The organism is Pseudoxanthomonas sp. 68-E7, from assembly GCF_057773145.1.
Genome location: NZ_JBYMTI010000002.1, coordinates 650,094 through 673,835, shown reverse-complemented (window position 1 = coordinate 673,835; position 23,742 = coordinate 650,094). Strand labels below are relative to the sequence as shown.

Genomic DNA, 23,742 nt, shown 5'->3' with positions numbered 1-23,742 from the left:
CGCCGCCCCGACGTGCCGATCCGCCAACTGCCCGACACCCTCATCAACCAGATCGCCGCGGGCGAGGTGGTGGAACGCCCGGCGTCGGTCGTCAAGGAACTGGTGGAGAACGCGCTGGATGCGGGCGCGCGCCGCATCGATATCGACCTGGAGGATGGCGGCATCCGGCTGATCCGGATCCGCGACGACGGCGGCGGCATTCCCGCCGCGGAACTGCCGCTGGCGATCTCGCGCCATGCCACCAGCAAGATCACTTCGCTGGATGATCTGGAAGCCGTGGCCACGCTGGGCTTCCGTGGCGAAGCGCTGCCGTCGATCGCCTCGGTGAGCCGTTTCCTGCTGACGTCGCGGCGCGCGGACGACGCGCACGGTGCGGCACTGCGCGTGGATGGCGGTCAACTTGGCGAAGTGGCGCCGGCGCCACATCCGCCAGGCACCACGGTGGAAGTGCGGGATCTGTTCTACAACGTGCCGGCGCGGCGCAAGTTCCTGCGCGCGGGCCGCACCGAACTGGGCCATATCGAGGAATGGCTGCGCTCGCTCGCGCTGGCGCGCCCCGAGATTGAACTGCGGGTGGGCGTGGACGGCAAGCCGTCGCGCCGCTACCGGCCGGATGGCGTCGATCCACTCGCGCGGGTGCGCGAAACCCTGGGTGAAACCTTCGTCGACCAGTCGCTGCGCATCGAGCATGCCGCGGCCGGATTGCGCCTGCATGGCTGGATCGCGCAACCCAATTATTCGCGCGCGACCGGCGATCAGCAGTACCTGTACGTGAATGGCCGCGCGGTCCGCGATCGCAACATCGGCCATGCCGCCAAGAGCGCCTACAAGGAGGTGCTGTTCCATGGACGGCAGCCGGCCTACGTGCTGTTCCTGGACCTGGATCCCACCCGGGTCGACGTCAACGTGCATCCGGCCAAGCATGAAGTGCGCTTCCGCGACGCGCGCCTGATCTACGACTTCGTCCTGCGCACCCTGCACGAAGCGCTGGCCGAAACCCGGGCGACGATGGAACAGGCGCTGGCGATGCCCCGCGGTGCCGAAGGCCTGGCGGGACACGCCCTGCCGGCGGCGCAGGTGCGCGAAGCGCGCGCGTTCTACGAAGCCTTGTACGGCGACCACGGCGCTTTGCCATCGCAGCCGGCGATGCCGCCCCTGCCGATGTCGCAGGACGGCGCGATCCCGCCGCTCGGATTCGCGGTCGCGGTGCTGCATGGTCGCTATCTGCTGGCCCAGGACGAAGCGGGCCTGGTGATGGTGGATCTGCCGGCCGCGCATCAGCAACTGATGCTGGCGCGCCTGTGCACCGCGCGCGCCGGTATCGGCCTGCATGCGCAGCCGCTGCTGCTGCCGCTGGAACCGGATGTCGACAGGGAGCACGCACGCTGGGGCACCCGGCACGTGGCTTGGCTGGCATCGCTCGGCCTGGTGGTCGAACCGGCCGGCGAATCGCGGCTACGCCTGCGCGCGGTGCCGGCCCTGCTGGTGGATGCCGATCCGCAAGCGCTGCTGCATGATGTGCTGGCCGCTTGCGCGGATGCAGGAGCGGGCGACGATGATGCGCGCCTTGACGCCGCACTGGCGGTGATGGCGCGGCATGGCGTACCGCCGCCGCGAGGGATGACGCTGGCGGAAATGAACGCGCTGTTGCGCGATGTCGAACGCATCGAGGCGCGGGAGGGCCAGGCGGGGGGAGTGTGGCGACGCCTCGACCTGTCGGAAATCGAACAAGGGTTCAAGCGGGGGACGTGATGGGCAATTGGCAACGATATGCCGGCATCGCCGGATTGCTGCTGCTGGCCGCGTGCCAGCGGGAGGCGCCCGGTGACCTGCCGGCGGCGCGGAAGACACAGGATCCTGCCTTCGTCGCGGCCGAGCAGCAATGGCGCAGCGAGCGTCGCGACGAACTGCTCAAGCCCGATGGCTGGAACAGCCTGATCGGCCTGCACTGGATCCAGCTCAAGGCGCACTACGTCGGCAGCGGTCCGGACAGCGGCATCCGTCTGGCGGTCGGGCCGGCCAAGCTGGGCATGATTTCCGACGAGGCGGGGCGCATCCATTTCACGCCGGAACCGGGCGTGGCGATGACGTTCAACGGCCAGCCGCTCAAGGGCAAGGTCGAGATCCCCAGTGATCATGACGAGTCACCCGGCGTCATCGGTTTCGACGACGGCAAGGGATGGTTGACCGTGATCGAACGCGGGGGGCGTCACGCCCTGCGGGTGAAACACGCCGATGCGGCCAGCCGGCTGCAGTTCGCCGGCCTGAAGTACTGGCCGATGGACGCGGACTGGAAAATCCAGGCGCGCTTCATCCCGCATCCACCCGGCAAGACCATTCCCATCGTCGACATCATCGGCGTCACCACGCCTTCGCCCAATCCTGGCGTGGTCGAGTTCGAGCGCGAGGGACGCCGTTATCGACTGGAAGCGCTGGGCGACCCGGGAGGCGAGCTGTTTTTCGTGCTGGCCGATCGCACCAGCGGCCACGGCAGCTATCCGGCCGGACGCTTCCTGGATGCGCCAGCGGTGGCGGATGGCAAGGTCTGGCTGGATTTCAACCAGGCCTACAACCCGCCCTGCGCGTTCACACCGTTCGCGACCTGCCCGTTGCCGCCGCCGGAAAACCGGCTGGATCTGGCGATCACGGCCGGCGAACAGACCTACACACCCGCGCCCGCAGCCTCGGCGCCCTCACCCCGGAAGGCCACTGCTCCATGAATCAGACGTCCCGCAGGAAGATGGGCCGCTTGCGCATCGCCGGCCTGGCCGTGCTCGCCGGCTTCGCCTTGCCGGCATTCGCCGATGCGCCGGAATCTCAGGCCGACGCGCCGGTGCCGCTGCTCTGGAAAGTCTCCGACAGCGACAACGCGGTGTACCTGCTGGGCTCGTTCCATATGCTCAAACCCGCGGACTATCCGCTGGCGCGCGACGTGGACGGCGCGTTCGCCGATGCCGAATCGTTGATGTTCGAACTGTCCCCGGACGAAATGGGGCCGGCGTTGTCGACCCGGATGATGCAGGCCGCGTTGCGCAGCGACGGCAAGAGCCTGCGCGATGATCTGGACGAGGCCACCTGGACGATGCTGGAAGCCTATGCCGGCAAAAACGGCATGCCGATCGCCAATCTGGCCGCGTTCAAGCCCTGGTTTGTCGGCTTGACCATCAGCGTGACCGAGATGATGCGGCAGGGACTGGATCCCAAGATCGGCCTGGACGCGCATTTCATGGAACAGGCCAAGGCCGCCGGCAAACCCGCCAGCGGACTGGAACAGGCCATGGATCAGATCACCCTGCTCGATGGCATGGATGCGGTGGAGCAGCGCCAGTTCCTAAAGGAAGTGCTGGAACAGGCGGAGAAGGGCCCCGGCCAGACCGAGAAGCTGCACGCGGCCTGGCGGCGCGGCGACGCCGCCATGCTGTGGGAGGAAATGGCCGCGGAGATGAAACGCGAGTATCCGCGCCTGTACCAGCGCATCAATGTCGATCGCAACGACAACTGGGTGCCGAAGATCGAAAAGCGGCTGACCGGGTCCTCCCGCGACGACACGCTGGTGATCGTGGGCGCGCTGCACCTGCTGGGCAGCGACGGCGTGGTCGAGAAGCTGCGTGCGCGCGGCTACCAGGTCGAGCGCATCTGCTCGGCGTGCAAGGCGCCGCAGAAGTAGTGGCATCGCGCGTGGCGTTCCCGCGCGATGGAAAACGCCGGCTATGGCGCCGGCGACATCACGATGCAGTCGACCGGACAGGCTGGCACGCACAGTTCGCAACCGGTGCACAACGGGTCGATGACCACGTGCATGTGCTTGGCGCCACCGATGATGGCGTCGACCGGGCAGGCCTGGATGCACTTGGTGCAACCGATGCAGTCGGCCTCGATGACCACGGCGATCGCAGGTGCCTTGTGTTCACCGCGCTCGCGATCATAAGGCAGCGCCGGACGATCGAGGAGACGGGCCAGGGCGCGCGCGCCGGCATCGCCACCGGGTGGACAGCGATCCACATCCGCCTCGCCACGCGCCATCGCCTCGGCATAGGGACGGCAACCGTCGAAGCCGCACTGGCCACACTGGGTCTGCGGCAACAGCCGATCGAGCCGTTCAACCAGCGCGGGTACGGCGTTGCTCATGCGAAGGCGGATTCCGGGCCGCGACAGGGGTGACTGGTCGCCAGGGACGGCTCAGCGAACCGGCATGCCCGGCTGCGCACCACCGTCGACGTCCAGCAGGGCGAGCGCGCCGCCGTCGAAGCCGGCCGACAGGATCATGCCTTCGCTCAGGCCGAAACGCATCTTGCGCGGGGCCAGGTTGGCGATGAACACCACGTGGCGTCCGACCAGCTTTTCCGGCTCGCCGTAGCTGGCGCGGATGCCCGAGAAGATCTGGCGCTTGCCGAGATCACCCGCATCCAGTTCAAAACGCAGCAGCTTGTCCGAACCGTCGACGAACTCGCAGGCCAGTACCTTGCCGATGCGCAGGTCGAGTTTGGCGAAGTCGTCGATGCCGATGGTCGCGGTCGCATCGCCGCCGACCGTTTCAGCCGGCTTGGTGGGCGCGGTGACGGTGGCCTTTGCCGGTGCGGGCGCGGCAGCGGCGGGGGCGAGGGTTTCCCTGGAGGCTTCGGTCATGGCGTCGATCAGTTTCGGGTCAATGCGGGTGAACAGGGCGGCGTAGGGCTGGATGACGTTGCCGATCAGCGGCGCATCCAGATCCGGCCAGGCGGTGATTGGCGAAGCCAGGAAGGCTTCTGCCTGCGCTGCGGTGCGCGGCAGCACAGGCTTGAGCGCAGCGGCCAGCACGCGGAACAGGTTCAGGCCCTGGGTGCAGACGGCCTGCAGTTCGGCGTCGGCGCCGTCCTGCTTGGCGATCACCCACGGCTTCCTGTCGTCGATGTAGCGGTTGGCCTCGTCGGCCAGCGCCATGGTCGCGCGGATGGCCGCGGCCGGGTCGTTGCGTTCGTAGGCTTCGCGCACCGGCCCTAACGCGGCGACGAAGCGGTCATACATGGCATGGTCCGGCAGCACGTCGGCCAGCCGGCCGCCGAAGCGCTTGTCGATGAAGCCGGCGCAGCGGCTGGCCAGGTTGACGAACTTGCCGACCAGATCGGCATTCACCCGCGCGGTGAAGTCGCCCAGGTTCAGATCCAGGTCGTCGACGCCGCCGGAGGACTTCGCCGCGTAGTAGTAGCGCAGCGCTTCGGCTTCCAGGCCGACGTCCAGGTAGGTGCGCGCCTTGACGAAGGTGCCGCGCGACTTGGACATCTTGGCGCCATCCACGGTCAGGTAGCCGTTGACGTGCAGCCGGGTCGGCGCGCGATGGCCGGTGCCGTGCAGCACCGCGGGCCAGAACAGGCCATGGAAGTTGACGATGTCCTTGCCGATGAAATGGTGCAGCTCCACGTCGGTGCCCGCGCGCAGGTGCGCCTCGAAATCCAGGCCCTGCTGCGCACACAGCACCTTGAAGCTGCTCAGGTAGCCGATCGGCGCATCCAGCCAGACATAGAAGTACTTGCCCGGTGCCCCCGGAATGCCGAAGCCGAAATAGGGCGCGTCGCGCGAGATGTCCCACGCGCGCAGGCCGCCCTCGGCGTCCAGCCATTCCATCAGCTTGGCCTTCACGCCCGGCAGCGCCACGTCGCCGGCCAGCCATTCGCGCAGGAACGCCTCGAAACGGCCGACCTCGAAGAAGAAATGTTCCGAGTCGCGGATTTCCGGCGTGCTGCCGGACAGCACCGACCTGGGTTCCTTCAGATCGGTCGGCGCGTAGGTCGCGCCGCAGACCTCGCAGTTGTCGCCGTACTGATCCGGCGAACCGCAGTTGGGGCAGATGCCCTTGATGTAGCGGTCCGGCAGGAACATGCCCTTGGCCGGGTCGTAGAACTGGGCGACGTTGCGGCGGGCGATGTGGCCGCCGGCGTCCAGCTTCGCGTAGAACGCCTCGGTCAGTTCGCGGTTGGTGGCCGAATTGGTCGAATCGTAGTGGTCGAACGCCACGCCGAAGGCGGCGAAATCGCGCTCGTGGCCCGCCTGCACGTCGGCGACGAAGGCCTCCGGCGTGGTGCCCGCTTTCTCCGCCGCCAGCATGATCGGGGTGCCGTGGGTATCGTCGGCGCAGACGAAATGGGTGGTGTTGCCGGCCAGCCGGCGGGCCCGGACCCAGATGTCGGCCTGGATGTAGCCCACCAAATGGCCCAGGTGCAGGGGGCCGTTGGCGTAGGGCAGGGCGGTGGTAACGAGGGCGGTGCGGCTCATGGCGGACGGCTTGCGGGGAGTCGGCCATTATCGCATGGCCCAAAAAGGACAGCCCGGCGGAGCCGGGCTGTCGGGAACGCGATATCCGGTGGCGCTTACTCGCGCTGCCAGGTCTGCGCGCGGCAGATGAAGGCGATGCAGCCGGACACGTCCAGCTTCTGGCCGCCGGCCTGCAGTTCCATCTTCGACTTGTAGGTCTTGCCGTTGGCCGGATCCAGGATGGTGCCGCCGCTCCACTCGTTGGCACCATCGGCCTTCAGGCCCCACAGGATGACCATGCCCTTGACCGGCTTGTCCTTGCGATCGCCGGTGCACTTGTCGCAGGTCGGGTTGGGGCCGCGGTCCGAATGCAGGACGTCGACCACCTTGCCGGCCAGCGAGCCGTTGGTGGTGGTGTAGATCTCCACGATCGACTTCACCTTGCCGGTCTTGTCGTCGATGGTCTTCCAGCGGCCCACCGCGCCGTCGGCGGCGGTGGCGGCCAGGGATGCGGCCAGCAGCGGCAGGGCCAGCAGGGTGGCGGTCAGGATCTTGCGCATGTTCCCCTCCCAGGGAGTCTTGGACGAACCGGCGGAAGCCGCCGGAATGGCCTCCTTTATACCGCATCCGGTGGCGTACGGAAGCAGAGGGTGTTTCCGTGTTGGCCGCCGGCAAGGGAAAGGAAAACCTGGCTTGTGCCGGGTGCTCCCGGGCTCGGAATCCGGGGTTCTGTCGCCGCAGGAGCCTTTTCGTCGCGAGGGGGCTTGACGGATGCGGGTCGTTCGTACTGTACTAGTAAACATAGTACAGATAGGACGCCCAAATGGCCCGACCCCAAGCCCTGATGATCCAGATCGCCACCGGCGATCCGCGCCCGATCGGCAAGCAGATCGTCGATGCCGTAAGGATGAAGATCGCCACCAGCGAGTTGAAGCCCGGCGACCAGTTGCCCAGCGTGCGCGGCTTGGCCCAGCAACTGACCATCAACCCGAACACGGTAGCCAAGGCCTACGCCGAACTGACCACCGAGGGCTGGCTGGAATCGCGCCAAGGCATGGGCCTGTACGTGGCCGAGCCACGCCAGCGCCTGAGCGACGCCGAACGCGAGCGCCGCCTGGACGAGGCCGTCGGCCGCTTCATCAACGACGTGATCCCGCTGGGTTTCCCGCCTGACGAGGTGCAGGCGCGGGTTGCCCACGAGTTTCAGCAACTTGTTCCGCGCAAACGCGCCTGACCCCGACGACTGAACCCTACTTTCAGCGAGACCCAGATGGACGCTTCCTCCGACTACGTCATCGAAACCCGCGCGCTGAGCAAACGCTATGGCCGCAAGCTCGCGCTCGACCAACTGGACCTGGCCGTGCCGCGCGGTCGCATCCACGCCGTCGTCGGCGCCAACGGCGCGGGCAAGTCCACCCTGTTCCGCATCCTGCTCGGCTTCATGCCGCCGACCGCGGGCGAAGCGCGCATCCTCGGCCGCGACAGCCAGCGACTGACCCCGGATGACCGCAGTCGCATCGGTTTCGTCAACGAGGAACACACCTTGCCCGGTTGGATGCGCGTGGCCCAGGTCAGCACGATGCAGCGCAAGCTGTATCGGCGCTGGAACCAGTCCGCCTTCGATGGCGTGATCGGCCACTACAACGTGCTGCCCGAGCAGAAGATCAGCCAGTTGTCGCGCGGCGAACGCGCCGGCTTCAACCTGGCGCTGGCGCTGGCCCAGGGGCCGGAACTGCTGGTGCTGGACGAACCCACGCTGGGCCTGGACGTCGTCGCCAAGCGTGCGTTCCTCGAATCGCTGATGTACAGCAACGCCACCGACGACTGCACGGTGATCTATTGCTCGCACCAGATGGAGGAAATCGAGCGCGTCGCCGACAACCTGATCATCCTCGAGCATGGCCAGCTGAAGAACATGTCGGCGCCGGAGGATTTCTGCGCGCGGGTCACCCACTGGGTCGCCGACGTGCCGTTCAAGGGGCCAGAACCGCGCAGCGTGCCGGGCCTGCTGGAAGTGCAACGACTCGACGGCCTGCATCACTACCTGGTGCTGGATCAGGACGATGGCTTCGAACAATTCCTGCGCGACAGCGGTGCGCGCAGCGTGCAGTCGATGCCGGTCAGCCTGGACCGCGCCGTCAACGCCTTCCTTGCCAAGAACCATGCCGCGCCGGCTGCGGCCTGAGCGCGCGAACGAGGACGCCAACATGATCGATCTGTTCAAGTGCGAGTTGCTGCGCTTCCGCTGGTGGGCGCTGGCTGCCGGCCTCATCAACCTCGCCGTGCTGGGTTTCCTGAGCCGCATGGTCGACCTGGCGCAGCAGCCGCTGGTGGTCTATCAGGTCTTCGCCGCGGTGTATGCCGTGGCCGGCGTTGCGCTGGGCCTGTACCAGATGGGCGCGTATCGCAAGCCGAACCAATGGTTGAACCTGCTGCATCGCCCATTGCACCGCCTGCGCATCGCTGGCGCATTGACCGGCGCGGGCGCGCTGCTGTTGCTGGTCGCGGTGGCCCTGCCGATCGCGCTGGTCGCGCTGTACCAGGAAACGATGACCGCGCGCGTGGTCGACCTGCGGCACTGGATGCTGCCGATCGCCGCATGGCTGATCGCGGTGACGGGCTACCTGGCCGGCGCCTACGCGATGGTTGGCAACCGCCGCTATTCGTTTGCCGCCTTCCTGCTGCCGAACCTGTTCATGTACGCACAGGCCTCCGGCGTCGCCATGCTCGGCGTGCAATGCGCCGCCATCGCCTTCCTCGCCGTACTGCTGGCGATCGCGTTCAAGCCGGACCCGGCCGTGCAGCCGCGCAATCCCCTGGCGGTGCTGGCGGTCGCATTGCCGGTGCAGGTGGGCGCGTATTTCCTGATGTGGATGCTGGGCTTCGGCATCGAATTGTTCTGGACGGTGAGCGGCACTCATCCGCTCAATTCGCTGGAACCGCCGAAGGGCGGACATGTCGAGGCCGACCGCGCCGAGGGCAAGGACTTGCTGCTGCTAGGCATCGAAAACAGCCGCGATCCCGAGGCTGCGCTGTGGCGCGAGCAGATCGCCCTGTCCGACGTGTACACGCGCTACCCGATGCGCAACCTGCCGGTGCGCAACAGCCTGACCAACCTGTCGCCGCTGGAACTGGGCGATGACGAGAACAACTTGTGGATGGTGTTCAGCCACGACCGCGCGCGTTTCGTGACCCGCGGCCTGCGCGACCAGCGCGCGCGCGGCGAACTCGGCGTAGGTGCGGCGCAGGCCGAGTTCCCGGCGCCGACCATGCCGTTCGGTGCGATCTACCTGTTCAACGCGCATGCGGCCTACCAATACGACAGCACACAGAAGCTGATGTTCGAACGCGTCCGCCTGCCGCAGGGCGAGGTGATGACCGTCCCGCCGGAACCGGCAGGCGACAACATCGTGGTGCTGAGCAACCGCGCCGCCTATGTCTATCCCGGCCGCGAGGCGATGAGCGGGCTCGACCTGCTGCAGCCGCTGATGCGCGTGCCGATGCCGGGCCGGGTCGGCAATCTCAGCCGGATGGATATGATCGAACTGCTGGATGGCTACCTGGTGTCGTTCGCCTACACCTGGGGCGTGTGGAGCGGCGATCTGCAACACCCGTACCAGGTGGTGTTGCGGGTGGACGGCAAGGGCCATGCGCGCGAAGTCGCGCGCCGAGCGATCCACAACGACCTGCCGGCGGCTTACACCGACCGCAATACCTGGCTGTCGCCGGTGCTGCGTGCGATCTGCCTGGGTGCACAGGACCTGTTCGCGGCGGACGATCCGCTGACGGCGAAGCCGCAGCCGGTGTCGCAACGCATCCTGGCGCTGGCCGCGGCGTGCTGCCTGCTGGCGCTTCTGGGCGCGATCTGGCTGAGCGCGCGCCAGCAGCATTCGCCACGCGGTCGCTGGGCATGGGTGCTGCTGTGCGGCGTGGTCGGCCTGCCAGCACTGGCCAGCCTGTGGCTGATGTACCCGCGTCGCGAAACCCCGCCGATGGCTGCGCCGAGTGCGCTGCCGGTCGCGGCCTGAGCGGAACGGAGATCATCGAAATGAATTTCCCGAAACTCCTGGCGGTGCTGGCCTGCACCCTGTCGTGGTGGGCGGCGATACCCGGCCACGCCGACGATGCCGGCGGGTTGCGCGCGGCGATTGGCGTCGAGCGCGCACGCACACTGGCGCCGCACTATCCACGCGCTGCGTTCGAGCCATCGCGTGTGCTGCAATCGGTGCGGCTGTCGCCCGATGGTCGCCATGTCGCCTACCTGCGCCAGCAGGGCGAACAGCGCAGCGTGTGGCTCCTGCCGACGGCCGGCGGAGCCGCGCGCCAACTGCTGGCGCGCACCGAAGCGGATGAGCTGCTGTGGTCGCGCGATGGTCGCTGGCTGTTCGTCAAGGCGCGACGCGCGTTGCTGAGCCTGTCGATTGAAGGCGGCAGCGGCGTGCGCATCGCACTCGACAATCCGCGCGCCGTGATCCGGGTCGACCCCTCGCAACCGGCGGCTGTGGTGCTGCGCGAACGCGTGCGCACGCCCACCGGCGAGCGCTGGCCGGTGGTGCGGCGGGACGCGCACGGGCGGCGCACGCTGCTGCGCGACGACGACCGCTTCGTCCACGACGTTGCACTCGATGCGCGCGGGCGGCTGGTCGCATTGCTGCGCTTCGACGGCGACCACGATGCGCTCTACCGCGTCGATGCCGCCGGGAGGCTGCGCGAACTGGCGCGCTGGAACGTCATCCGTGATCAGGCCGCGCTGCTGGCCGCGACGCCGCAGGGCGATCTGTTCCTCGACGGCGATATCGGCGGCAACTTTCGGCGCGTGCTGCGGGTGGATCGTGATGGGGGACTGCATACCGTGCATGCAGATCCGCGTGGCGAGGCCGACCTCGACCAGGTGGTGCTCGACCCGGGCACGCAACTTCCGGCGGTCGTGAGCTACCGCAGCACGGTGGCGGCGACCTACGGACTGGGCGCAGCGCAGGCACAGGTCGCGGCGATCGGCAAGCGTTTCCCCGGCCGCGATATCGGAATCGGCATCGGCCATGGCCCCGATGCGTATTGGCTGGTGTCCGAGCGCGCCAGCACGCTGCGCGACGCCAGGTGGCATCTGTACGACCCCCGCAGCGGACGCATCCGCCGCATCCTCGAACAGGACGCAGAGGCCGCGCTGCCGCTGCCGGAGACCGCGTTGGCGCGCAAGCTGCCGTTCGCCTATCGCGCCTCCGACGGCATGTTGGTGCGCGGGTTCCTGTTGCTGCCGCCGGGCGCGGATCCTGCGCGCGTGCCGCTGGTTGCCTTCGTACACGGCGGCCCGATCAATCATTTCCATGCGGACGATTACGAAGGCATCGCGCAATTGCTGGTCAATCGCGGCTACGCGGTGTTCGAGTCCAACTTCCGCGGTTCCACCGGACACGGACGCGACTATGCGCTGGCGCCGAATGGCGACTACGGCAATGGGCGCGTGCAGCAGGACATCGTCGAAGGCACGCGCTGGCTGCTGGCGCATGGCATCGGCGATCCGCAACGGGTCGGCATCGCCGGCCATTCGTTTGGCGGTTATTCGACCCTGCTCGGCGTGACCTTCCAGCCCGATCTGTTCAAGGTCGGCATTGCCGGCGCGCCGCCGGCGGACTTCGGCTGGTCGATGCGCTGGCTGCACGAGTTCGGCACCCAGGGCGCGCGCCCGGACCGTTCGCTGGCGGCATCGATGCGCCTGCTCGGGCTCGATGTCGGCGACCCCGCGAGTTATGCCCACCTGCGTGCGCAGTCACCTATGGCCAACGCCGGCAAGTTGCGCCGCCCCTTGCTGCTGCTGGCCGGTGGCGAAGACCGTACCGTGCCGATCCGCGAAGTGATCAGCTATGCCGCCGTGCTGCGGCGGCTGGGCAAGGACGTGAGCCTGTACGTCGAGGCCGATGGCGGGCATTCACCGAGCGAACCGTTGCCGCGCGAAGCCTACGTCTATCTGATGGAAACCATGCTGCACCGCTATCTCGGCGGCGCCAGGCCGGATGCACCCAGCCCGAAATTGCGCGATTACCTGAAGCCGTCGCTGCGCGTGGTGGCCAAGGACGTCGAATTCCTGCCGAAGCGCTAGCGCAACGCAGGCGCGAACCGCGCAAACCGCAAGGACGCCGGATCAACCGGCGCCCTTTTCGTTTCCGGCACCGGATTGGCGAATTCCAACCGTCGCCGGCAACAGCTTTTCCGGTTCCGGCTGCGGGGCCGCACTGGTCGAAGCAGGCGTAGCCCGGGGGCACACCGAACAAGCAGCTGACCGAAGGCGGCTCCCTTATCCGCTCATGTCAAAGCGGACCAGCTTGATGCCCAACTGCAACACGGATCGCCTGGCCGCCTTGGTCTTGCCGACGCCGGTCGGGCCGGCGAACAGGGCATTGCCGATCGGCTTGTCCGGATTGACCAGGCTCGCAGCGCGCCATCCTGGCGACGATGGTTTCCATTTGCTCCGGTGCGAGCCGTGCTTGCCGACCTCATGTCGGCAAGCAGCTCGAAAGAGACCATGGAGAGGGCATTGCTTTAATGCAGGTCTTTGAATCAATTGCACCGAATGTCCCTTCAGCGAGTGTGGCTCGCGTAGCGGTGGTGCGGTGTTCGGCCAATGAAAAAGCCCCGCCTTGCGGCGGGGCTTCTCGCTTTCATCGACCACGAAGTACGGCTTACTTGCCGAACTTGTAGCGCGCTTCCACGAAGAACGAACGACCGTACACGTTGTACAGGGCGTTGTTGTACGGGGTGGCCTCGTTGCCGGGGTAGCTGCGGGCCTGGTCTTCCGGGGTCTTGTCCAGGAGGTTGTTGACCATGAACGAGAATTCCAGGTTGTCCATCGGCGCGTAGTTCACGCTCATGTTGTACGTGATGTACGGCGCCCACCAGCCGGCACGCGGATCGGTGAAGCCACGGGTGTTGTACGCGACCCAGTTCGGCGTCTTGCCGATGCGGTTCGCGTAGACCGTGGTGGTCCACTTGTCCTTGTTCCAGGCCACCGACAGGTCCGCGCGGGTCTTGGCGTACGCGTCGTACACCCACATGGAGTACGGGTCGCGCAGCAGGTCGATCGCGGGATCGCCCGGCAGCGGGGTGACCGTGTGCTTCAGCGTGTTGGTGTAGTTGCCGGCGAACTTCAGCGCGCCGAAGCGGCCGATATCCAGCAGGTAGTTGACGCTGGCGTTGACCGCGCGCAGCTTCTGCTTGGCGACGTTGACCTTCGGCGTGAACACGGTCTCGATCGCGCCGGTGCCGTCACGCGTGATCCAGGCCAGCGCGTTCTGGCAACCCTGCGAACCGGTGTCCATCTGGCCGGTGCGGCAGTAGTACTCCATCAGCGACAGCTGGTCGGTGCTCTGCAGGTCGACTTCGTTCTCGATGTCCCACGCGAAGTAGTCCACCGACATCGACAGGTTGCTGCTCGGCGCCCAGACCACGCCCGCGCTCCACACGTCGGCGGTGATCGGCTCCAGCTTCGGGTTGCCCGCCTGCTGGCCGAAGAACTGCGAGTCGTCGTAGGCGCAGTCGGCGGTGTTGCCCGGCAGGTAGCCTTCCTGGGCGCAACGGTAGTAGTCGGTCACTTCGTCGTAGTAGCCGCTGATGCCCTGGAAGGTGTCGGACAGGGTCGGCGCGCGGAACGCGGTGCCGTACTTGCCGCGCAGCAGCAGGCTTTCGATCGGACGGTATTCCAGGCCGATGCTGTAGGTCGGCTTGTCGACGGTTTCGCCGTAGGCGTCGAACGCGTCATAGCGACCCGACAGGGTCACGGTCAGCGGTTCCAGCACCGGCAGGCGCAGTTCGCTGGTGACCGCATAGCGGGTGCGGTGACCGGCGCCGCTGACGGCGGTGGTGCCCCACACCTGCGATTCCAGCGTTTCCGGATCGGCGATCAGGCGTGCGTCGGGGGTGTAGTCCCAACCCTGGTTGCCACCTTCGACCACCACGGCCAGGCCGGCGTCGCCGCCCGGCAGCGAGAACAGCGAGCTGTTGGTCACCTGCGCGCGCAGCATGTTGTCCCAGGTCTTGCTGCGCGAGGTCGCGAAGCCGGTGAAGCTGGCGAAGTCGGCCGGCGACATCGGGGTGTAGAACGCCGCGTAGTCGGGGCGGAACACCGGGTACAGGCCCTGCACCGGATCCAGGCCCAACTGCGGGCCGAGCACGTTTTGCTCGAAGTAGTCGTTGATCGGATCCGCCCAGCGGGCGAAGCGACGCTGCTTCAGGCGGTACTCGGTGCGGGTCAGGCCCAGATCCCAGTCCCAGTTGCCCAGCACGCCGTTGGCGCCGAAGGTCACCGAGTAGGAACTGCTGCGATCGGTGTTCATGATGTCGCGGTAGCCCTCGCCGCCGATGTCCTCTGGCGAGAACGCGCGCTGCAGGTTGACCAGCGCATCGAGGTCGGGATCGTAGAAGTAGCCGTACTTGGCGCTGGTGCTCCACCAGGTGTAGGCCGAACCGGTGGCGTACTTCACCTCTTCATGGCTGTACAGCACGTCGCCATAGAGCTGCAGGCTGTCGCTGACGTCGAAGGTGGCGTGGCCGTAGGCCTGCGCCGATTCCTTGCCGTTGGTGATGGTGCGGTAGCCCGGGGTGGTGAACGAGCCGCAGTACTGGCCGAAGCCCGGACGGTTCTGCAGGCCTTCGCTGCCGCCGAACTGGCCACCGACGGTGGAGCAGTTGTTCGGATCCAGGAAGAAGTAGCCGTTGTTGGCGGCCTTGATGCCGCCGTCGGCCGCGTAGTTCCTGTAGCCGGCGACCAGGTAGTCGCGGCTGGCCAGCGGCGCGGTGTAGCCGTTGACGTTGTACTGCTTGGTCAGATCGCGCTGGTAACCCCAGATCGGATCCTTGGTTTCGGCCTGGATGCCGGCCAGCACGTTCAGGCGGCCGTCGTAGCCGGTGAAGCCCTTGGCCAGGCTGACGCGGAAGCTGTCGCCGCCGCCATCACCATAGGCGCCGCCGCGCACGCTGAGCGCGCCGCCGTCCATGTTCTTCTTCAGGATGATGTTGATGACGCCGGCAATCGCGTCGGAACCGTACAGGGAGGACTGGCCGCCCGGCAGGATCTCGATGCGTTCGACCAGATCGATCGGAATGCCGCTGATGTTGTTGAAGGTATCGCTGCCGTTGTACAGCGCCGGATAGTTGGCCATCGGGCGGCCGTCGATCAGGTACTTGGTGTAGCCCGGATCGAGGCCGAACATGCTGACCGTCTCGGCGCCCTGGGTGAACGAGGCGGAGGTCTGGCCACCCTGCACGCCGCCGGTGGAGAAGGCGGACTGCTGCAGGGCATCGGCGATGCTGGTGAAACCGCGGGTCTTGATGTCCTCGGCGGAGATCGTGGTGACCGGGGTGAAGTTTTCCAGCTGGGTCTGGGGAATCAGCGAACCGGTGACCGTGACCTTGTCGAGGTTGGTGGTATCGCCGGCGGGAGCGGGGGAGGTGTCTTGAGCAAAAGCGGCGGTCGGGGCCAACAGGACGGCGACCATCGCCGCGGTCAGGCGGCTCCGCTTGATGTTGCGAACTGGCATTGCTTGTTATTCCTTGGAGCAGATTGCAAAAGGTGCGGCCCTTCGCGCTGTTCCCTCAGCCAGACCACAGAGTTCCCCGAATTCCCGGGGCCGGGGAACTTAACACGTGTTTAACCCCTGCTGTAATGTCTGTTACTGTTTGTGAAGACGAATGGACAGGCTTGGTTAAGGCCATATCGTTTTTTTTACGTTCGGATGGACGCAACCAATCTTCCAAAAAAAAGCCCGGCGTTGCCGCCGGGCTTCTTCAGGCTCATCAACTATCAGAACCGGTACTTCAGGGTCAGATAGAAGCGGCGGCCCAGCGGGTCCGCACCCACGTACGGATCAAAGAAGGGATAGCCGGTGTTGCTGACGTCGAAGCGGTACTGATTGTCGGTGACGTTGACCACCGTGAAATCAGCCGACACGTTGTCGCCGAACTTCTTCGAAACCTGCAGGTTGTACAGCATGAACGGAGCCAGGCGACGCGAGTAATGGCGTCCGGTCTGGCTGTCGACGCCATCCGCCAGGGCGCTGCTGCGCGCGGTGCCGAAGCGGGTGCCGAACACCGTCGCCGACCAGTCACCCTTGGACCAGTTGAGCGAACCACGGGCGCGGCTGCGCGAGTTGCGGCTGGGTTCATCGCGGTAATCGATCAGTTCATCCTGCTCGTACTGCTTGTACTTGTCGGTCAGCACCAGTGAATAACCCAGATCCAGGCGGAACGTGCCCAGGCGATCCGTATCGAGGCGATACTTGTAGGTCGCATCGATGCCGCTGGTGTCGGTCAGCGCAGCGTTGATGTACGCGGAGTTGATGCGCTGGATGACGCCGGTGGACGAACCACCCTGACGGGTCACCAGTGCATAGACGTTCTGGCAGTAGACCGAGTTGGTGCCATGCTCGAACGGGCTGCCATCGGCCTTCACGCCGAGACGGCAGTTGGCCTCGTTGTCCAGCAGCGTCGCCGCGGCCAGCTGGAGGGCCTGGTCCTCCAGCTTGATGCGGTAGTAGTCCACCGACATCGACATGCCTTCCATGATGTCCCAGACGAAGCCGGCGCCGAAGCTCTTGCCCTTCTCTTCCTCGAGCAGGGTGTTGCCCGCGACGACCGTCTGCATCTGGTAGATGGTCGGATCACCGGAGACGTTGCACTGCGCGAGGGTACGCGGACCCAGCGCGTCGGCCGGACCGGTGCCCGCGCGGCAGGAGTAGCGGTCGAGGCTGTTGGCGTACGACGCCGCGCCTTCCGCGAAGACCTGCTGCATGTCTGGGGCACGGAAGCTGGTGGCATAGGACGCGCGCAGCAGCAGGCTGCTGAACGGACGCCATTCCAGACCGAACATCGAGGTGACGGCATCGTCCACCGCGGTGATGTCGTCGTACTTGTCGTAGCGGCCCGCGATCTGGGCGCTCAGGCTGTCCAGGATCGGAACACGGAACTCGACGCCCAGCGCGTAGCGGTTGCGCTCGCCCTTGGTGCGGCCGGCACTGCCCAGGCCGAAGACGGTCTGATCATCGAGCGGACGGGTCGGGCTGGTGCGCGGATCGCTATTGAGGTCGGTGGTCTGGCGACCCGCTTCAAGCACGCCGGCAAAGCCGACCGCACCGGCGGGGAGTTCGAACAGATCGCCGCTGACGTTGAAGTTGAACGTCGCCGAGGTCGCCTTCGCGGTGTTGGCCACCGTGGTCGTCATCGAGCGGTACTGCTCCGGCGTCATCGGGGTGTTCCAGCGGTCGAGGTTCAGCTCGTACTCCGGAAGGGTGACCCCATTGACTGTCCGCCAGCCCAGCTGCGGGCCGAGGAAGTAGTCATGCACCGACTTGGACAACAGCTTGGGACGGGTGGCCTCGTAGTCGTAACGCGAATAGGCGACGCTGGCTTCCCAGTCGAACCGATCGGCGAAGTCGCCGCGGACGCCCGCCATGATGTCGTAACTCTTCTCGTCGTATTCGGTGGTGACCGCGTCGCTGCCGCCCACTTCGAACGGATTCAGCACGCGCTGCAGGAACGTCGGGCTGTTGAAGCGGCGGTCGTAGTAGCCCGCCAACTGCGCGCCGGCCTGGCTGCGCATGAACTGATCGCTCGAGGTGCTCCAGAACTCTGTGCCCGAGCTGGATTCGGCGTCGCTCTTGTAGAACGAACCGGAAGCGAACAGCTGGAGACTGTCGTTCAGGTCGAACGTGCCGTAGCCGTAGGCGGTGTAGAACTGGTTTTTGTTCGAGATCGAACGGGACGCCGGCTGGGTGAACGAACCGCAGTAGCGGCCGCGCGTGCCCGTGGTGACCGTCGTGTACCCGAAGGCATCGCAGTTGGCCTGGCCCGGATAGTAGACACTGGTGCCCAGCACACCGGTGCGCGGATTGAAGTTCAGGGTCGCCAGCGACAGGCTCGGATTGGTGAACTGCGGGCCCTTCGGGCCGCGGCGGCTGTCGGACAACCAATCACGCTGGCTAGCGAACACCGGTTCTTCCGAACCGTACTGGAACGAGTAGACAGCGCTCCAGCGATCGCCCGTGCGGCCGCCAGTGTATTCCAGCGTCACGGAATCGCCACCGCCATTGCTGGTGGTGCCGGTCGTCAGCTGCACGCTGTTGCCTTCGTACTGCTCGCGCAGGACGATGTTCACCACGCCGGCGATGGCGTCGGAACCGTAGATCGCCGAGGCGCCGCCGGTCAGGACTTCCACGCGTTCGACCGCGGCCGACGGAATCGCGCGGATATTCACGACGTTGTTGTCGCGATTGTAGGGGCTGGGATACTGGGCCGGACGGCGACCGTTGACCAGGGTCAGGGTGTAGCCGGGACCCAGGTTGCGCAGGTTGACGACCTGGGCATTGGGGGTAAAGCCGGTGACCGCCAGATCGCCGGTGAAGGACGCTGAGGTGTTCTGTGTCAGCGTCTGCAGCATGTCCGCAACGGTATTGAAACCTTCGCGTTCGATGTCGGCGCGGGTGATGACAGTGACCGGAGCCGGTCCTTCGATTTCGGCACGCTTGATGCGTGAACCGACGACCGAGACCTTGTCCAGGTTGGTGGTACCACTGTCGGACGATTGCGACGACGAATTGTCTTGGGTGGACGAACTGTCCTGGGCGAATGCCACCGTGGTCGGCAGCACGAGTGCCGCGATGAGGGCGGCGCACAGGTGGTTGCGCTTCAATGCGCGTGAGTTACGAACTGGCATGTGGTGAATCCCCTAAAGGAAGACGAGGCGAAAGTGGTCGTTCCCTCGACCCGCCACATCAATGTGAAATCCTTGTTACGAAACTTAACACGGAGATAACGATTGGTGTGACTTGCGTCATGCAGGGTGCGTAATTTGTATTGTTTTGTGATGATTGTCACATTTTTTTGGGATTTTTCCCGTAGCGCAGCAAAAAAGAAACCCGGCCGAGGCCGGGTTTCTTCATTCACATGGGTGTGCTGGACGTCAGCGGAAGGTGTACTCGAACTGCGCCGAGATCTCGCGGCCGACCGGGCTGAACGCACGCCAGAAGTACGGATACGAATTGTAGGTGTCGTCCTTCGGATGGAAGTTGTTGAAGATGTTGTTCACGAACAGCGTCAGCTTGGCCTTGTCCGTGATCCGCTTGCTGACGTTCGCGTTCCAGACGAAGTAGGGGCCGGTTCGACCATAGCTTTGGCCCTTGGCCGCGCGGGCGTCGGAGATTCCCCAAGCTGGAACGCTGCCGTAGCGGACCATGAACAGGTTGGCCGACCAGTCATCCTTCCTCCAGGCGGCGCTGCCCCGGATGCGGCTGCGGAAGTTGTAGTTGCCGTAGTAGTCGCGGTAGTCCTCGTCCACCTTGTCGGTGGCGAACTGCTGGTACTCCTCGGCGAGGGTGTGGGTCCAGGCCAGTTGGGTATTGAAGGTGCCCAGGCGGTCGGTGTCGAAACGGTAGTTGATGGTGGCATCGATGCCGTTGACGCGGTTGTAGGCGGTGTTGACCGGGCCGCTGCGGATGTTGCTGACGCGATCGGTGGGCTCGCCGGGCGCCGGATCGCGGGTGACACGGCCCAGGATCTCCTGGCAGAAGGCCGAGCCCGCCTCGAACTTGAACGGCTGGCGGTTGCGATCCAGACCGGTGCGGCACCCGCCTTCCATCTCGATGATGTAGGCCGAGGTCAGGTTCGATACCGCGCCATACAGGCGGATGTTGAAGTAGTCCACGCTGATGGAGAGGTCATCGAGGATGTCCCAGACCACGCCGGTGGTGAACGACTTGCCGGTTTCCTCTTCCAGCGTGGGCTCGCCCATGCTGGTGGCGAACATCGAGTAGTTGTAGGTCGCACCGTTGCAGGTGGCCTGGCCCGGCGTGCCGCCGGAGGACAGGCAGCGATAGTAGTCCAGCGTGGTCGTGAAGGAGCCACTGCCTTCATTGAACACGTAGTGCATGTCCGGCGCCTTGAAGCTGGTCGAATAGCTGCCGCGGAACAGCAGGTTTTCGAGCGGGCGCCACTCCAGGCCGGCGCCCCAGGTCTTGGCGTCGTCGACGTTGGTGATGTCGTCGTATTTGTCCCAGCGACCGGACAGGCTGGCCGTCAGCGAAGACAGGATCGGAACGTTGAACTCCACGCCGGCGGCGTAGCGGTTGCGGTCACCGCCACCGCTGGTGCCGGTCAGGTTGTAGATCTCGCGGCGGCTGGGGAGCAGGCGTTCGTCCGTGTTGAGGGTGTAGCCCTGCTCGCTGGCTTCGACGACGGCCGCCATGCCCAGCGGGCCGGCCGGCAATTCGAACAGATCACCGGAAATGGTGAACTGGGCCTGGTTGACGTAGGACTCGGCGTCGTAGGTCACGACCGTCGACATGTCCGCGAACTGCTGCGGCGTCAGGGCGGTGTAGTAGCGGTCCAGGTTCAGGCGGTAGACCGGCAGACCCGACTGCGTGCCCTGGCGTGCACCGAAGAAGTACGAGGTCACCTTGTCGCCGTCCAGGCGCGGACGGGTGCGGTCGGCGTTGTACTCGGCGCGGCCCAGGGTGACGTCCCAGTCCCAGCGGTCGGCGATGGTGCCGCGGAGGCCTACGGCCAGATCAAACGACTTCTCGGTGAACCGCTGGTACAGCTTGTCGAGACCACCGACTTCCTGCGGGGTGAACAACCGCTGGATGGTCATGGAGCTGTTGAACTGCGGGTCGTAGTAATTGGAGAACACCCCGAGGCCATCGATGTGCGGACCGCTGATGAACTCGGTGCCGCCGGTCAACTTCGACTTCGAGTGGTAGGCGCTGAGGCTCGCCCAGGCCTGCAAGCCGCTGTCGAAATCGAAGGTGCCGTAAAGATAGCCAGAGAGATCGCGGTTGCCGTTGGTGATGGTCTGGTAGGCGGAGTTCTTGTAGCTGCCGCAGGCCTGGCCCAGATTGGTGATCACGCCGGTGGTCGCATTGCGCGACTGGAAGTTCCAGCGCACCCATTCGTCACCCAGCTGTTCGCACGCGCCGGCGCGCGGGGTCAGGTAAGAACCCGTCGTCGAACCCGAATTGCGACGCAGCAACATGGTGGAAGTGGGTTGGATGCCGACAACCGCAGGGGGACGGGGATTGTCCAGCGACGAGTCCATGAAGTCGCGCTGGGTGCCGAAGATCGGTTCATCGGCGAAGTACTCGAATGCGTACGTCAGGCTCCAGTTGTCGCCGGTGCGCCCGCCAATCCACTGCACGTCGCCGAAATCGCCGCCTCCCTCGGTCGTGGTGCCGCCACGAAGCTTGAGCACATCGCCCTCGAAATTGGTCTTCAGGATGACGTTGACCACGCCGGCGACCGCATCCGAGCCATAAATTGCCGATGCGCCGCCGGCGAGGATTTCAATGCGATCGACCGCGGCGGACGGAATGTTGCCGAAGTTCTGGAAGTTGCTCTGGCCGTTGTAAGGGAACGGATAGTCGGCCGCGCGGCGACCGTTGATCAGCAGCAGGGTGCGGCCGGGACCCAGGCCACGCAGGTTGACCGGGCTGCCGTTCGGCGTGAAGCCGCCCGCCGAATTGAGTTCGTTCTGGGTGACGCCGGTGTTCTGGCTCAGTGTCTCCAGGGCATCGAACACCGTGGAAAAACCTTCGCGTTCGATCTGGTCGGCCGTGATGACCGTAACCGGCGCCGGGCCTTCGATATCCGCGCGCTTGATGCGCGAGCCGGTCACTGACACCTTGTCCAGGGTGTGGGTGGGCTGGTTTTCGGTCTGGCTGGAAGCCGGGGTGGCGGCCTGACCGGAGTCCTGCGCGAACGCGGAACCGGCGACGGTCAGGGTCAATGCGGAAAGCAGGGCCGCGCTCAGGCGGCTGCGCGAAAGTGCGCTGACATTACGAACTGTCATATGGTGAATCCCCTAAACTATGCAAGGTCTGCAGCCACCGGTCCGCCCCTTGGACGCCGCTGCAAAGTGAAAAATCTCCTGTTCCTTGACGTTAACACGGCATAAATATCGCGTGACCGTTTTGTGAACGGATCAACCTTCTTTTCCATTCGAACGTAATTCGCTTTTTGCATATGACCGATAAAACAAGGGTTTTTCCGCATGCGGTGCAGGCCAATCTCGCACCGTCTCCGCGCGTCAAGAACGTGATCGCCGTTGGCTCGGGCAAGGGCGGCGTCGGAAAATCCACGACTGCCGTCAATCTCGCGCTGGCCCTGCACGCGGAGGGAGCGAAAGTCGGATTACTCGACGCGGACGTGTATGGCCCCAGCATCCCGGCGATGCTCGGCCTGTCGGGACGTCCGGACAGTCCCGACAACAAATCTATCGAGCCGATGCGGGCGTTCGGGGTGGAGGCGATGTCGATCGGCCTGCTGGTCGATCAGGACACGCCGATGATCTGGCGCGGGCCGATGGCCACCTCGGCGCTGATGCAGTTGTTCACCGACACCTTGTGGGACGATCTGGACTACCTTCTGATCGACCTGCCGCCGGGCACCGGCGACATCCAGCTGACCCTGGCCCAGAAGATCCCGGTGGCGGGGGCGGTGGTGGTGACCACGCCGCAGGACATCGCCACCCTGGATGCGCGCAAGGCGCTGAAGATGTTCGAGAAGGTCGAAGTGGCCGTGCTGGGCATCGTCGAGAACATGGCGGTACACACCTGTTCGAACTGCGGCCACGTCGAGCACTTGTTCGGTGAGGGCGGTGGCCAACGGATGGCGGCGCAGTACGGCGTGCCGCTGCTGGGCTCGCTGCCGCTGGACATCGCCATCCGGGAGCAGGGCGACGCCGGCCAGCCGGTGGTGGTCGCCGCTCCGGACTCCGCCGCGGCCCAGGCCTATCGCCAGGCGGCGCGGGCGCTGGTCGAACAGCTGGGCAAGCGGCCGCGGGCCAAGTCCTCGATCCTGTCCTCGCTGCTCTGAGTCGGCGGCACATCCTGTCGGGGGGAGCCGGGCGCGCGCCGGGCTGCCCTACAATGGCGGCCCCATCCATCCACGTCCCCCCACCAGGAACCCGCATGAGCATCAAGAGTGACCGTTGGATCCGCCGCATGTCCGAGCAGCACGGCATGATCGAGCCGTACGAGCCGGGACAGGTGAAGCAGGTCAACGGTGAGCGCATCGTCAGCTACGGCACCTCCAGCTACGGCTACGACGTGCGCTGCTCGCGCGAGTTCAAGGTGTTCACCAACATCAATTCGACGATTGTCGATCCGAAGCACTTCGATCCCGGCAGCTTCGTCGACATCGAATCGGACGTGTGCATCATCCCGCCCAATTCCTTCGCCCTGGCCCGCACGGTCGAGTACTTCCGCATCCCGCGCGACACCCTGGTGGTGTGCCTGGGCAAGAGCACCTACGCGCGCTGCGGCATCATCGTCAACGTGACCCCGCTGGAACCGGAATGGGAAGGGCATGTGACCCTGGAATTCAGCAATACCACGCCGCTGCCCGCGCGCATCTACGCCAACGAGGGCGTGGCGCAGATGCTGTTCTTCCAGTCCGACGAGGTCTGCGAGACCTCGTACAAGGATCGCGGCGGCAAGTACCAGGGCCAGACCGGCGTCACCCTGCCGCGCACCTGAG

15 protein-coding genes and 1 pseudogene are annotated in these 23,742 nt (G+C 65.7%); 9 read left to right on the top strand and 7 right to left on the bottom strand.

Going from position 1 to position 23,742, the window contains the following annotated elements:
* Positions 1 to 12: 12 nt before the first annotated feature.
* Genes mutL through AC3DE2_RS07600 form a run of 3 tightly spaced genes read left to right on the top strand, consistent with a single transcriptional unit; the run spans position 13 to position 3,667 of the window.
* On the top strand, positions 13 to 1,752 hold the full coding sequence (mutL, locus tag AC3DE2_RS07610; protein WP_488425687.1) for a DNA mismatch repair endonuclease MutL: 1,740 nt from the start codon (positions 13 to 15) through the stop codon (positions 1,750 to 1,752).
* Positions 1,752 to 2,720 carry a DUF1684 domain-containing protein gene (locus AC3DE2_RS07605; RefSeq protein WP_488425686.1) on the top strand — a complete coding sequence of 323 codons (969 nt, stop codon included), beginning with the start codon at positions 1,752 to 1,754 and terminating at the stop codon, positions 2,718 to 2,720. Before mutL ends, AC3DE2_RS07605 begins: the two co-directional genes overlap by 1 nt.
* Positions 2,717 to 3,667, top strand: coding sequence for a TraB/GumN family protein (locus AC3DE2_RS07600; RefSeq protein ID WP_488425685.1), 951 nt, complete (start codon positions 2,717 to 2,719; stop codon positions 3,665 to 3,667). Before AC3DE2_RS07605 ends, AC3DE2_RS07600 begins: the two co-directional genes overlap by 4 nt.
* Positions 3,668 to 3,708: 41 nt before the next feature.
* On the opposite strand, the gene rnfB is transcribed toward AC3DE2_RS07600, so the two are convergent.
* From rnfB to AC3DE2_RS07585, 3 genes are all read right to left on the bottom strand, one after another.
* On the bottom strand, positions 3,709 to 4,128 hold the full coding sequence (gene rnfB / locus AC3DE2_RS07595) for an Rnf electron transport complex subunit RnfB (RefSeq protein ID WP_488425684.1): 420 nt from the start codon (positions 4,126 to 4,128) through the stop codon (positions 3,709 to 3,711).
* Positions 4,129 to 4,179: 51 nt separating this feature from the next.
* Positions 4,180 to 6,249: a methionine--tRNA ligase gene (gene metG, locus AC3DE2_RS07590; protein ID WP_488425683.1), complete on the bottom strand. Its 2,070-nt coding sequence runs from the start codon at positions 6,247 to 6,249 to the stop codon at positions 4,180 to 4,182.
* 95 nt (positions 6,250 to 6,344) lie between these two features.
* Positions 6,345 to 6,788, bottom strand: a complete 444-nt coding sequence (locus AC3DE2_RS07585) for a DUF2147 domain-containing protein (RefSeq protein WP_295382988.1) — start codon at positions 6,786 to 6,788, stop codon at positions 6,345 to 6,347.
* Between the two features lie 263 nt (positions 6,789 to 7,051).
* On the opposite strand from AC3DE2_RS07585, the gene AC3DE2_RS07580 reads away from it, so the two are divergent.
* From AC3DE2_RS07580 to AC3DE2_RS07565, 4 genes are read left to right on the top strand one after another with little or no spacing between them, the layout of a single operon-like run.
* The gene (locus AC3DE2_RS07580; RefSeq protein ID WP_295382989.1) at positions 7,052 to 7,462 is read left to right on the top strand and encodes a GntR family transcriptional regulator; all 411 of its coding nucleotides are present in this window, start codon (positions 7,052 to 7,054) and stop codon (positions 7,460 to 7,462) included.
* Positions 7,463 to 7,498: 36 nt separating this feature from the next.
* The gene (locus AC3DE2_RS07575) at positions 7,499 to 8,413 is read left to right on the top strand and encodes an ABC transporter ATP-binding protein (RefSeq protein WP_295382990.1); all 915 of its coding nucleotides are present in this window, start codon (positions 7,499 to 7,501) and stop codon (positions 8,411 to 8,413) included.
* 22 nt (positions 8,414 to 8,435) lie between these two features.
* Positions 8,436 to 10,256, top strand: a complete 1,821-nt coding sequence (locus AC3DE2_RS07570) for a hypothetical protein (protein WP_488425682.1) — start codon at positions 8,436 to 8,438, stop codon at positions 10,254 to 10,256.
* A 20-nt stretch (positions 10,257 to 10,276) separates the two neighbouring features.
* Positions 10,277 to 12,325, top strand: a complete 2,049-nt coding sequence (locus tag AC3DE2_RS07565) for a S9 family peptidase (RefSeq protein ID WP_488425681.1) — start codon at positions 10,277 to 10,279, stop codon at positions 12,323 to 12,325.
* Positions 12,326 to 12,452: 127 nt separating this feature from the next.
* On the opposite strand, the pseudogene AC3DE2_RS07560 reads toward AC3DE2_RS07565, so the two are convergent.
* The 4 genes and pseudogenes from AC3DE2_RS07560 to AC3DE2_RS07545 form a co-directional block, all read right to left on the bottom strand.
* Positions 12,453 to 12,658 (bottom strand): annotated as a pseudogene (locus AC3DE2_RS07560) (AAA family ATPase); the annotation flags it as partial.
* A 247-nt stretch (positions 12,659 to 12,905) separates the two neighbouring features.
* Positions 12,906 to 15,758 carry a TonB-dependent receptor plug domain-containing protein gene (locus AC3DE2_RS07555; RefSeq protein ID WP_488425680.1) on the bottom strand — a complete coding sequence of 951 codons (2,853 nt, stop codon included), beginning with the start codon at positions 15,756 to 15,758 and terminating at the stop codon, positions 12,906 to 12,908.
* Between the two features lie 263 nt (positions 15,759 to 16,021).
* The gene (locus AC3DE2_RS07550) at positions 16,022 to 18,928 is read right to left on the bottom strand and encodes a TonB-dependent receptor domain-containing protein (RefSeq protein ID WP_488425679.1); all 2,907 of its coding nucleotides are present in this window, start codon (positions 18,926 to 18,928) and stop codon (positions 16,022 to 16,024) included.
* A 246-nt stretch (positions 18,929 to 19,174) separates the two neighbouring features.
* Entirely contained in the window at positions 19,175 to 22,054 is a 2,880-nt protein-coding gene (locus tag AC3DE2_RS07545; RefSeq protein WP_488425678.1) for a TonB-dependent receptor plug domain-containing protein, read from the bottom strand.
* A 173-nt stretch (positions 22,055 to 22,227) separates the two neighbouring features.
* Here AC3DE2_RS07545 and apbC point away from each other — a divergent pair, with 173 nt between their 5' ends.
* Both apbC and dcd read left to right on the top strand, forming a co-directional pair.
* Positions 22,228 to 23,079: an iron-sulfur cluster carrier protein ApbC gene (apbC, locus tag AC3DE2_RS07540; RefSeq protein ID WP_488425676.1), complete on the top strand. Its 852-nt coding sequence runs from the start codon at positions 22,228 to 22,230 to the stop codon at positions 23,077 to 23,079.
* Between the two features lie 95 nt (positions 23,080 to 23,174).
* A complete protein-coding gene (dcd, locus tag AC3DE2_RS07535; RefSeq protein WP_141453330.1) occupies positions 23,175 to 23,741 on the top strand; it encodes a dCTP deaminase in 567 nt (188 codons plus the stop codon).
* Position 23,742: the final 1 nt, after the last annotated feature.

Coding starts and splice junctions, on each gene's coding strand:
- AC3DE2_RS07605 (WP_488425686.1), top strand. CDS start 1,752: ATGGGCAATTGGCAACGATATGCCGGCATCGCCGGATTGCTGCTGCTG.
- AC3DE2_RS07600 (WP_488425685.1), top strand. CDS start 2,717: ATGAATCAGACGTCCCGCAGGAAGATGGGCCGCTTGCGCATCGCCGGC.
- rnfB (WP_488425684.1), bottom strand. CDS start 4,128: ATGAGCAACGCCGTACCCGCGCTGGTTGAACGGCTCGATCGGCTGTTG.
- metG (WP_488425683.1), bottom strand. CDS start 6,249: ATGAGCCGCACCGCCCTCGTTACCACCGCCCTGCCCTACGCCAACGGC.
- AC3DE2_RS07585 (WP_295382988.1), bottom strand. CDS start 6,788: ATGCGCAAGATCCTGACCGCCACCCTGCTGGCCCTGCCGCTGCTGGCC.
- AC3DE2_RS07580 (WP_295382989.1), top strand. CDS start 7,052: ATGGCCCGACCCCAAGCCCTGATGATCCAGATCGCCACCGGCGATCCG.
- AC3DE2_RS07575 (WP_295382990.1), top strand. CDS start 7,499: ATGGACGCTTCCTCCGACTACGTCATCGAAACCCGCGCGCTGAGCAAA.
- AC3DE2_RS07570 (WP_488425682.1), top strand. CDS start 8,436: ATGATCGATCTGTTCAAGTGCGAGTTGCTGCGCTTCCGCTGGTGGGCG.
- AC3DE2_RS07565 (WP_488425681.1), top strand. CDS start 10,277: ATGAATTTCCCGAAACTCCTGGCGGTGCTGGCCTGCACCCTGTCGTGG.
- AC3DE2_RS07555 (WP_488425680.1), bottom strand. CDS start 15,758: ATGCCAGTTCGCAACATCAAGCGGAGCCGCCTGACCGCGGCGATGGTC.
- AC3DE2_RS07550 (WP_488425679.1), bottom strand. CDS start 18,928: ATGCCAGTTCGTAACTCACGCGCATTGAAGCGCAACCACCTGTGCGCC.
- AC3DE2_RS07545 (WP_488425678.1), bottom strand. CDS start 22,054: ATGACAGTTCGTAATGTCAGCGCACTTTCGCGCAGCCGCCTGAGCGCG.
- apbC (WP_488425676.1), top strand. CDS start 22,228: ATGACCGATAAAACAAGGGTTTTTCCGCATGCGGTGCAGGCCAATCTC.
- dcd (WP_141453330.1), top strand. CDS start 23,175: ATGAGCATCAAGAGTGACCGTTGGATCCGCCGCATGTCCGAGCAGCAC.